The 9,879-nt window shown below is 59.2% G+C and carries 10 protein-coding genes; all 10 read left to right on the top strand.

Annotation, left to right across the window (positions count from 1 at the left end; all coding sequences use genetic code 11):
- Positions 1–3: 3 nt before the first annotated feature.
- Positions 4–1,455 carry a hypothetical protein gene (locus tag FZZ93_RS02385; protein WP_149320721.1) on the top strand — a complete coding sequence of 484 codons (1,452 nt, stop codon included), beginning with the start codon at positions 4–6 and terminating at the stop codon, positions 1,453–1,455.
- A 16-nt stretch (positions 1,456–1,471) separates the two neighbouring features.
- Positions 1,472–2,329 carry a hypothetical protein gene (locus FZZ93_RS02380; RefSeq protein ID WP_149320720.1) on the top strand — a complete coding sequence of 286 codons (858 nt, stop codon included), beginning with the start codon at positions 1,472–1,474 and terminating at the stop codon, positions 2,327–2,329.
- Entirely contained in the window at positions 2,329–4,128 is a 1,800-nt protein-coding gene (locus FZZ93_RS02375) for a phage head spike fiber domain-containing protein (protein ID WP_149320719.1), read from the top strand. The genes FZZ93_RS02380 and FZZ93_RS02375 overlap by 1 nt, the downstream gene beginning before the upstream one ends.
- The gene (locus FZZ93_RS02370; protein WP_149320718.1) at positions 4,125–4,544 is read left to right on the top strand and encodes a hypothetical protein; all 420 of its coding nucleotides are present in this window, start codon (positions 4,125–4,127) and stop codon (positions 4,542–4,544) included. The genes FZZ93_RS02375 and FZZ93_RS02370 overlap by 4 nt, the downstream gene beginning before the upstream one ends.
- Positions 4,545–4,704: 160 nt before the next feature.
- Positions 4,705–4,902: a Com family DNA-binding transcriptional regulator gene (locus FZZ93_RS18695; RefSeq protein ID WP_223111755.1), complete on the top strand. Its 198-nt coding sequence runs from the start codon at positions 4,705–4,707 to the stop codon at positions 4,900–4,902.
- Positions 4,853–5,647, top strand: coding sequence for a DNA adenine methylase (locus FZZ93_RS02360; protein ID WP_149320717.1), 795 nt, complete (start codon positions 4,853–4,855; stop codon positions 5,645–5,647). Before FZZ93_RS18695 ends, FZZ93_RS02360 begins: the two co-directional genes overlap by 50 nt.
- Positions 5,648–5,678: 31 nt before the next feature.
- A complete protein-coding gene (locus FZZ93_RS02355; protein ID WP_149320716.1) occupies positions 5,679–6,131 on the top strand; it encodes a hypothetical protein in 453 nt (150 codons plus the stop codon).
- A gap of 66 nt (positions 6,132–6,197) precedes the next feature.
- The gene (locus FZZ93_RS02350) at positions 6,198–7,067 is read left to right on the top strand and encodes a site-specific integrase (RefSeq protein WP_246146068.1); all 870 of its coding nucleotides are present in this window, start codon (positions 6,198–6,200) and stop codon (positions 7,065–7,067) included.
- A gap of 1,785 nt (positions 7,068–8,852) precedes the next feature.
- Positions 8,853–9,620: a P-type conjugative transfer protein TrbJ gene (trbJ, locus tag FZZ93_RS02340; protein ID WP_149320713.1), complete on the top strand. Its 768-nt coding sequence runs from the start codon at positions 8,853–8,855 to the stop codon at positions 9,618–9,620.
- A gap of 7 nt (positions 9,621–9,627) precedes the next feature.
- The gene (gene trbK, locus FZZ93_RS02335; RefSeq protein WP_187774437.1) at positions 9,628–9,879 is read left to right on the top strand and encodes an entry exclusion lipoprotein TrbK; all 252 of its coding nucleotides are present in this window, start codon (positions 9,628–9,630) and stop codon (positions 9,877–9,879) included.

Raw genomic sequence — 9,879 nt, 5'->3', positions numbered from 1 at the left:
GCGATGACCTGGTTACTGACGATCGAGGCCAGGGACGCCGCCGGTGACGCCGTGACACTGCGGTTTTCCGACGGTGCCTACAGCGCCCCCACCGCACAACGGTGGACACCCCGCATCCGCCAGCCGGGCCTCTACCGTGAGGGCATGTACGCAGGCGACCTGGTCAGCATCAGCCGCTCGGGTATCGGCGAGACCACGCTGATCAATGCCGACGGCGGCCTCGACTATCTGGCGGACTACGCCGTCGACGGCCGAGAAGCGGTGCTGTCGCGGGTCGAATCGGGCAACGTCCTGGAGGCCTGGCGCGGCACCGTCGCCGGGCTGTCGTTCAGCCGGGGCGAGGTCTCGGTACGCCTGCGCGAGCCGGGCACGCTGCTACAAACCCCGCACCCGCATGAGACCTACGCCGGCGACAACGTGCTGCCCGACGGCCTCGAGGGCACCGAGGACGACATCGCTGGCCAAGTCAAACCGCGCGTCTACGGCGATGTGCGCAATGCCGAGCCGGTGCTGGTCAACTCGGCAAAGCTGATCTATCAGGTCAGCAGCCGTGCCGACTGCGCGGTATCGGTCGTCTATGACAAGGGCGCCGCCCTGACCGATGGCGGAGCCTACGCGGATCTCGACGCGCTGCAGACCACGGCGCCGGCCGCTGGTGAGTTCCGCGCGTATCAGGGCTATGTGCGACTGGGCACCTCTCCGGAGGGGCAGGTCACGGTCGATGCGGCCTCGGCGTCGACCGGTGCCGGGGCGGTGATGGCCGACATCGCCGCCGAGGCGGGCGAGACCCTGGACGCCGCCGATGCCACCAACCTGAATGGCGTCGGCACCGTGGGCCTCTACATCACCGATAGCGTCAACACGGCTGCGCTCCTCGATCGCCTGGCGGTCTCAGTGGGCGGCTGGTGGCGCCTGGCGCCCGGGGGCGCGCTGCGTGCCCACCTGCTGCAGGCCCCGTCCAGTCCCGTGGCCACCCTGGCCGATCACCAGATCACCTCGCTCGGTCGGTCCTCGACCGGCGCCGGCGACAGCGGCCTGCCGGTGTGGCGGGTAACGGTGCGTGCGGATCGTCTCGAGACCACCCAGACCGACGTGGCCGCCAGTGTGGATTCGGCTCGCCGTGCCCGGCTCGCCCGGCAGTATCGCGACGCCAAGGCCGAGCGCCAGACCACCCGGGACCGCCATCCCCTGGCCGATGAACTGACGATCGAGACCGACCTGCGTTCCCGCGCGGACGCTCAGGCCGTCGCCGACCGCCTGGCCGATCTGCTAAGCGTGCGGCGTGATCGCGTCACGCTCGAGGGGCGTCTGGCCCAGTCCCGGCAACGGGCCATCGGCGACACCGTGACCGTGACGACGCCCCGCCTCGGCTACGGGCAGGGGCGCGACATGCGCATCATCGGCCGCGAACTGAATGCCCGCACCGGGCGCATCACACTGGAGTTGTGGGGCTGACGTGACAGGAGGACGCATGCCGCTGGATCCGAGCAAGATCGTTTTGTGTTGGCCCAACCTGATAGACGACGCCACCCTGAGTGTGGCCTCGCCCCACTGGTCCGACGAGCAGCCGCTGTCGCTGGTTCAGCGCCGCGAGCTGGCCGAGCAGGCGCGGCTGTACGATAGCGGCGATGCCATCACCATCGAGTTGGGGACGCCGCGACCGATCGGCGTGGTGGCCCTGGCGGCCCATAACCTGAGCGCATCGGCGCAGTATCGCGTCATCATCGGTTCCGGCCCCAACGGCACGGTGACCTGGGATAGCGGTGTTCGCAATGTCTGGCCGGCGGTCTATGCCACCGCCGAGCTCGAGTGGGAGTACGACAATTTCTGGGCCGGCACGATGGACGCCGACGCGGATTTTACCCCGCTGATGACCGTTTTCATCGACGAGGTGCAGGTCACCTCCTATATCCGGGTTGCATTCGACGATCCGGCCAACCCCGATGGCTATATCGAGATCGGGCGGATGTTCATCGGCGACGCCTGGCAGCCGGAATTCAATGCCTCGTACGGCATCACGCACGGCTACGACGACACCACCGAGGTCACTGAGGCCGGGGACCGCACCGAGTATTTCGATCTCAAGCGGCGCCGGCGCACGGCGACCCTCTCCCTGGATCACCTGAGCGAACAGGAGGCGTTCACGCGGCTGTACAGTCTGCAGCGCACGGTGGGCATCGCCGGCGAGCTCCTCTATGCCTTTTCCCCAGCCCCGTCGCCAGAGAATTTCGCGCGCACCTTTCTGGCACGGCAGCAGCAGATCGACGCGCTCTCGCACCCCTACCACGCCACGCACAGTGGCTCATTATCCCTGCTGGAGATTCTGTAATGGCATCAGTCACGTATCCCACCGAGATGGGCGGCGACGGCAAGACCTACACCGATGACGCCGATCCGGATACCGGCATGGCCAACGGCGGGCACCAGACCCGGCTGATTCCCGCGATGGCGGGCGCCGTCGCCATGGGCGAGTACGCGAAGTCGCAGGCGGACGCCGCGAGCAGTTCCGCTTCGAGTGCCGCGAATGACGCGGCGGCCGCCGAGCAGGCCAAGAACGAGGTTCATGTCGACCAGGACACCATTCAGGCGGCAGTGGCGACGACGACGGAGAACGCGTCCCTCGCCTCGGCTTACGCGGACACGGCCACCAACATGGCCGATGCCGTGGCCCAGGCCACGGCGACATACACGGGCGTTGGATCGGGGCTGGGGGCCACCAGCGATGGCGATTATTTTCGCGTCATCAGCGCGCCCGAGGCCCAGCGCATCGATGTCTACCGCAACGACAGCGGCAGCGCCACGCTGATCGCCGAGTACTACACCCGGGGCGGCGTCGACGCACGGATGCGTGACCAGGTGCGCCTGTCACGCTCCCTGCAGCGCCAGGGCGACCTGGGCCAGTCGCTGCATGCCGATTTCCTGCTGCAGGCGTACGGCTGGACCGACTCGCCGATGGACGGTGTGCAGCACGCGCTCTCCGACAGCGAGGTCATCACCGTACTGCGTGCTTCGCCCAAGTGGGTGTGGGACGCGCGGGGAAAATTGGTGGAAGTGCCGGTCGATACGCCGGCATATGAGTATGACCCGATCACCGGGACACCGCTGGGAGTGCTCAACGAGCCGCACTCGACCAACGAGATCGCGGAATGCAACCGCTGGGATGCGAACTCCAGTGACCTCCTGTTTCCCGGCAATGGCGACCCGTTCCCCGGGGGCAACGGCGTGCCGGTCCGGGTGGTGCCCAACGCGGAACATACACGCCATTTCGCCAGGCAGGTCAATCCCATCGACGTCGAAGGTCTGGAGATTGCCTATTCCTTCTTCTGCAAACCCCAGGGCTATACCCGAATCCAGGTCCGCGTGAACGGCTATAGCGGTGATGTCGCGGCATCCATCGACCTGGTGGCAGGCGAGGCCACATGGACGGCGAGCAGTACCGTGAAGGCCATCGTCACGCCGCTACCGGAAGGGTTCTATCGTGTCGAGTTGTCGGGGGTGGCCACCAGCAACGGCTCGTGGGTGCATCTGTTCATCCAGGAAGCTGATGGCAGCATGGATTTCGCCGGCGATGAAGTCAGTGGCATAGACCTCTATTGGGGGCAGTTGGAGGTCAGGGGCAGTGCGACTTCACCGATCTGGACCGAGGGGTCGTCGGCAGCCCGTGAGGCCGATGGGGTTCGGACCTATGCCGATGGCTGGGAGAACCGGCGTCAGTGCTCGGTATTTCTCGATGTCGCGATGAAGGGCGGCGGTGCCAATGACGACAACATCGTCACCCTGGGCGCCGGTAGCGGCGGAGAGCGCATGGTCATCTCGAAGCGTGGGCAGGTCTATGTGGCGTCTCCCGATGGCAACTCGTTTGCCGGCCACAACTTCTCGCCCTCGCTCTATCCCGACACCACCACCTACGCGTTCGCCTATGAAGAGCAGGGCCGCTTCGACATGGCGATCAACCAGGGGGAAAGCTCGCGGACGCTCGAGATTATGAGCGACAAACGGATGGGAATGGCTCGCCTCACGCTGGGTAACCAGCACACCGGTTGGTCGGGTGTGATGAACGGCTATCTTCGCCGACTGCGCTACTACCCCTACTACATGCCCCTCGCTGAGCTGGAGGCCCTGCAATGATCGACGCGATTCTCTACGTGGCGGACTACCCCGCGCTGGCACAGTTCCTCTCGCTGAACCACCCGGAACTACTCCGACAGACCGACCAGGGCGAGATCACGCTGCCGCCGGTGATCGATGGCTTCGCGCGAACCAAGTCGGTCCAGGCCGGCAGCGCGGTGCTGGCCTATGCGCGTTTCCGGGAGACGCAAGCTGAACAGTGGCGGGGCATCCCGGGCATCGAGGTACTGGCGGAAGCCGAGTTCACTGGCCGAGGCACAGCCGATGCGGTCTATGCCCAGGTGTTCGATGACCCGGACAAGCTAGCCAAGTACGACGGTGTCTACGACAGAACACCCAAGGAAGTGGACGATGGGCAAGGCAACATGATCACGGTGACACCGCCGGATCGATTCGGCGTGGTGGCGGGGGCGTGACATAACACCGCTAGGAAAGAGGAGCGACCGCCCAGGATGTAACGGCATCTAGAGCGGCCGCCGAACATGCAGAGATAGCCTGCAAGCCGGCCAAGGCTCCCCACCTCGCGCGAGGTGGGATCGAGTCTAGGCCAAACGTTAGAACGTTAGAAGGCTTGACATGGCGATGGATGAGATCCGCTGCACCCAGTGCAACCGCAAGCTGGCCCGGGCCAGCTACTATCAACTGATCGAGATCAAGTGCCCCAGGTGCGGGCACATCAACGCGAGGGCCACGAGCTCCAGACCTATGCCAAAGGAGTCGCATTGTGGCCACCCCGATCATTCCCTGGATGGGCGGCAAACGCCGCCTCGCTGACAAGATCTTTCCGCTAATGCCCGCCCACCAATGCTACGTCGAGCCCTTCGCCGGAGGCGCGGCGCTCTACTTCCTGCGCCCGGTACCGGCCGACGTGGAAGTGCTCAACGACGTCAATGGCGAGCTGGTCAACCTCTACCGGGTTGTCCAGCACCACCTGGAGGAGTTCGTCAGGCAGTTCAAGTGGGCGCTGAGCTCCCGGCAAGTATTCGAGTGGCAGAAGATGACCCGGCCGGAGACCTTGACCGACATCCAGCGGGCTGCCCGGTTCTACTACCTCCAGCAGTCGACGTTCGGCGCCCGTATCGAGGGGCAGAGCTTCGGTACCGCCACTACCACGCCACCGGGCCTCAACCTGCTGCGTCTCGAGGAGACGCTCTCAGCGGCCCACCTGCGCCTCGCCAGTACCTACATCGAGCACCTGGCCTGGCAGGAATGCATCCGCCGCTACGACCGGCCGCATACGCTGTTCTACATGGACCCGCCATACTGGCAAACTGAGGGCTATGGCGTCGGCTTTGGCATCGAACAGTACGAGGAGATGGCCGAGATCCTGGGGCGGCTCAAGGGCAAGGCGATCATCAGCCTCAACGACCATCCCGACATCCGCCGTATCTTCGCCGGCTACCACATCGAGACCACCGACATCCGTTACACCGTCGGCGGCGGTCACCAAGCACAGCAAGCATGCGAGGTGCTGATCTTCAGCTGGGATGTCGAGGCCGAGCCAGCGGGGTTATTCTAGTAGCTACATCGCAACCACTAAAGGACACTGTATGGTCGACTTCGCATCACTCGGCACTGGCCTTCGGACTGCCTATGAAATTGCACGCTCGGCCAAGGACGTGAACGATCAAGCCAGACTCAATTCAGCCGTTGCCGATATTATGGAGCAACTCACCACGGCACAGTTCAGCCTCTTTGAACTGCAACAGCAGCACCAGCAGCTCTTGGATGAAAACAAGGCTCTCAGGGACCAGATTGAGAGTGATCGTCGATTCAGCCAGTACCGTCTTGAGCAGACCCCCGCAGGCAGTTACATCATGCCCTTGAGGGATGAGTACGTGTCTGAGGAGTTCCCGCAGCACTCAATCTGCCACGTCTGTCGTGAGAAAGGGACTCTATCCATCCTGTCCGAATATCCGAACCTATATATATGTCCAAGCTGCGAATACAAGGCGTGGAAGGCGCGTCCGCAGAAACGCTCTAGCAGGGTCATTGGCCCGTAGTGCCAAGTACCCCGCGAAATAAAGGTTTTCCCCAGACAGAATGCTAGTGCCAAAGAGATAGGCAATATGTGCCAAAGCTGGCGCGCGATTACACCTACCAAGAAGCCCAGCACTCAGAAAAGCGAGCGCCACAAGGCCAGCACGCTGACCGAGCACCTGGGAAAGTATTCCCTCGCGGCCCTGACGCCGGAGCTGATCGCCAACTTCCGTGACACCCGCCTGAACAGCATTGGCCATCGTGGCCAGCCTATCAGCGCCAATACCGTGCGCCTGGAGCTCGCCCTGCTCGGCCATCTCTATACCGTGGCCATCCAGGAATGGGGCCTCGGCCTGACCTACAACCCCGTCCAGAACATCCGCAAACCCAGCCCTGGAGAAGGCCGCGACAGGCGCCTGAGCCCCGACGAGGAAAAGCGTCTGTTCGCCGTGCTACGGCAGCACAGCAACCCCATGCTGGCCTGGGTCGCTAGAATCGCCCTGGAGACGGGCATGCGCTCGTCCGAGATCCTGACCCTCACCCGAGCACAGGTCGACGTGAAACGCCGCGTGGTGCGTCTCACCGACACCAAGAACAACGAAGCTCGCCTGGTGCCACTGACCCAGACCGCCACTGAGGTGTTCAAGCAAGCGCTGAACAACCCGGTGCGTCCGTTGGACTGTAATTTGGTGTTCTTTGGTGAGCCTGGCAGGGACGGAAAGCGCGGCCCCTACGCCTACACCAAGCTCTGGAACCAGGCGAAGAAGAAGGCTGGACTTGATGACTTCCGCTTTCATGACCTACGCCATGAAGCTGTCAGCCGGCTGGTAGAGGCGGGACTGTCCGACCAGGAGGTCGCCGCGATCAGTGGTCACAGGTCGATGCAGATGCTGAGACGGTATACCCACCTGAGGGCAGAAGACTTGGTGGAGAAGCTGGATAGGATGGCTGAATCTTAGCCGCTTGTCCTTTTGGCATCGCCATGCCGCCGCATTTGTAAAGTACCATGCGATAGGCTGTGCTTACGGAAAAGGTTGACGGCGCCCTGTAGTCAGTCACTTGGCTGGTGGCCACCAGGAACGGGACTGCTGATCAAATTCCTTGAGTACCAACCACCCTTGTTTATGACGCCAGGAAGTGATGGCTGGCTGCTATTGCAGCTGGAGCATGGTCGATAGCGACTGATATAGATTGTGTCATGCTGAAAGGCATTTGATTCCTGGAGTAGTAGTAATAGTAGTAATACTATTACTACTATTACTGCTGCGGAGGGGCTGTTTAGCGAAGATTTTAGCTGCTAAAACCGTTAGGTGGATTGCTCTGATGGGGGGGTATTTAGATGTTAGGTAAATATTTTTTCCGCCTTTGTTTTGCGAGATGTGCACCACATGAGCTAGTTACTGATCGTCAAGGCGACTATGAGACTGATCCACCACGTTCGGGTTTTCCGAATGCGGCAAATCAGACTCCGGATAGTCCGTAGGCGGAAAATCCAGTTCTAATAAATACAGAGGGTAGAAAAGATAGAGGGTAGAAAATACTAAGACTAATAACTACTTAGATGAACGGCATTCGCCGTTATTGTACGCCAGGAAGGAATGACCCCATGAAGTATCAGGTGTTGAACACGTGGTGCAGCCAAGGGAGGTTGTGTTTTTTTAGCCGCTAAAATTTGGTGCTGGAACCGATGCTTGTTAAGCACGTCCCCCTGTGTTCGCTAGGTAAGCCTGACTCTGCCGGGCTGGTGAACCACATCACCTGTAAACAGAGCAAGGAGCGCTGGTTGGGCAAGATTAGGCTCACCAACCGCGAGGCGTATTCAATCTAAGAAGGCACAGTGAAGTAGTCAGATATTGGATATAGTGTGTCTCGATATAACGGATAAAATTTTAGCGGCTAAAACGAAAGAAATCTCTTGCTTGATTTTCTATATTGCTCCTTGAAATTTCGATTTGTTTGTCGTAAATAATAGTAGTGTGAGAATAGCTTGGGTTGTTGGGAGGAGGTTATGAGTATTGAAGAGCAATTGTTGGAACGCTATGGACCTTTACTATCACTAAGTGACCTGTCAGAGCTGCTAAAAAGAAGCCCTGATGGCCTACGGATTGCATTGCGAGGCCAGTCTGATTTTGCATTGCGGTGGAATTCAGCGAAGCGAAAGGTGGGGAGAAGAGTATACTTTCAGGCGAGTGAAGTCGCGGAGCTTATCGAAAGGTCATGAGGGGTATTCAATGGATGAGAAAGCAATAATTCTGAGAAGGGTTCGTTCAAATTTTACGACTCTTCCAAACGAGATTATTCAAGATCCTAAGCTTTCCTGGAAAGCCTTAGGGCTTCTGACTTATATATTGTCTCTTCCGGATAATTGGAAACTTCGTCTGTCCCATTTATCACAGCAGAAAAAAACTGGTAGAGATGCCACGCGGACAGGGTTAAGAGAATTGGAGGAGGCGGGGTATTTATATATGGAGAAGGTGCGCGGGGAGCATGGGCAATACCAGAGAACAGTCTGGTTGGTGACTGATACGCCCGGAGTTTGGACCTAGAGAACTCTCTATATTTTATCCGGGGAGCAGGGTGAAAGTAGGTCGATGACATCGTAATTTTTGTAAGATAAAAGACCGGGCTTCGGTGTCGCCAAGGTCATTACCGCACTAGTCAGGACGACAGTCTAGTGACGATGATAATCGAACAGTGATTACCATTGGTTATGGTTTTATTTGTTGAGGTGATCAGGTCTGACTATGAAGGTTTTTAATTTGTTATCAAATAAAATGGTCATAGCGCTCTCGCTTGCCACATTCACAATGCCGGCTTACTCGAGCGGTATCCCCACTGTTGACGTTGCGAACATCACGCAAACCACCATGACCGCGATGGAGAATATCGCGCAAACGAAAAAGCAGATTGATCAATACCGTAAGCAGTTACATCAATATGAGTTGCAACTGAAAAATTCGCTGGTCCCGGCTGCCTACATTTGGGATGAAGCGCAGCGGACGATGAACGACCTGGTGGCAGCCACCAACACGCTGAAACACTACAAACAGCAAATGGGGGACCTGGATAGCTACCTCGAGCGATTCCAGGATATCAACTACTACCGCTCTTCACCGTGCTTTAGTAGCCCTGGGAACTGTACAGAATCCCAGCGGGAGCAACTGGATGAGGTTCGTCGCCTGGCGTCCGAATCACAGAAACGGGCCAATGATGCGCTGTTCCAGGGCATCGATCAGCAACAAGCGAGCCTACAGCGGGACGCTCAACAACTTGAGCGCCTACAGGCCGCGGCCCAAGGAGCGGAAGGCCAAATGGAGGCGATCCAGTACGCGAACCAGATCGCCAGTCAACAGGCCAATCAGCTCTTGCAGTTGCGTGGGCTGTTTGTTGCTCAACAAGCGGCGGTTGCAACGGAAAATGCTGCCGAGTTAGATGCGCTAGCCAGAGGGGAGGCGCGTGAAAAACAACTGCGTGATTGGGAATATCAGCCTAGTCCGGAAGACGATTTTTGAGATGTGCATGATGAAACTGAAATCTACTGTTTTTATTTTGTTTCTGAGCACCTTTCTCCTTGCAGGGTGTGAAGGTGGTAATGCCGAGGTTCCGGAGCCAAGTCGGGAAGCATGTACAGGTGACGAATATCAAAAAATTTTTGGTGAGATAGTTAATGATAACGCTAGGCGTGAGTTTGAGGATGCATGTCGGTCATATCAAGTAGAGGAAGAGGTGCGCGAGTGGGAGTTTAAGGCCAGCCCGAAAGATGATTTTTAA

Source organism: Halomonas eurihalina (genome assembly GCF_008274785.1).
In the GTDB taxonomy this organism is placed as follows: Bacteria; Pseudomonadota; Gammaproteobacteria; order Pseudomonadales; family Halomonadaceae; genus Halomonas; species Halomonas eurihalina.
Note: the sequence above shows the minus strand (reverse complement) of the source record. Positions and strands in the feature narration are given on the sequence as shown.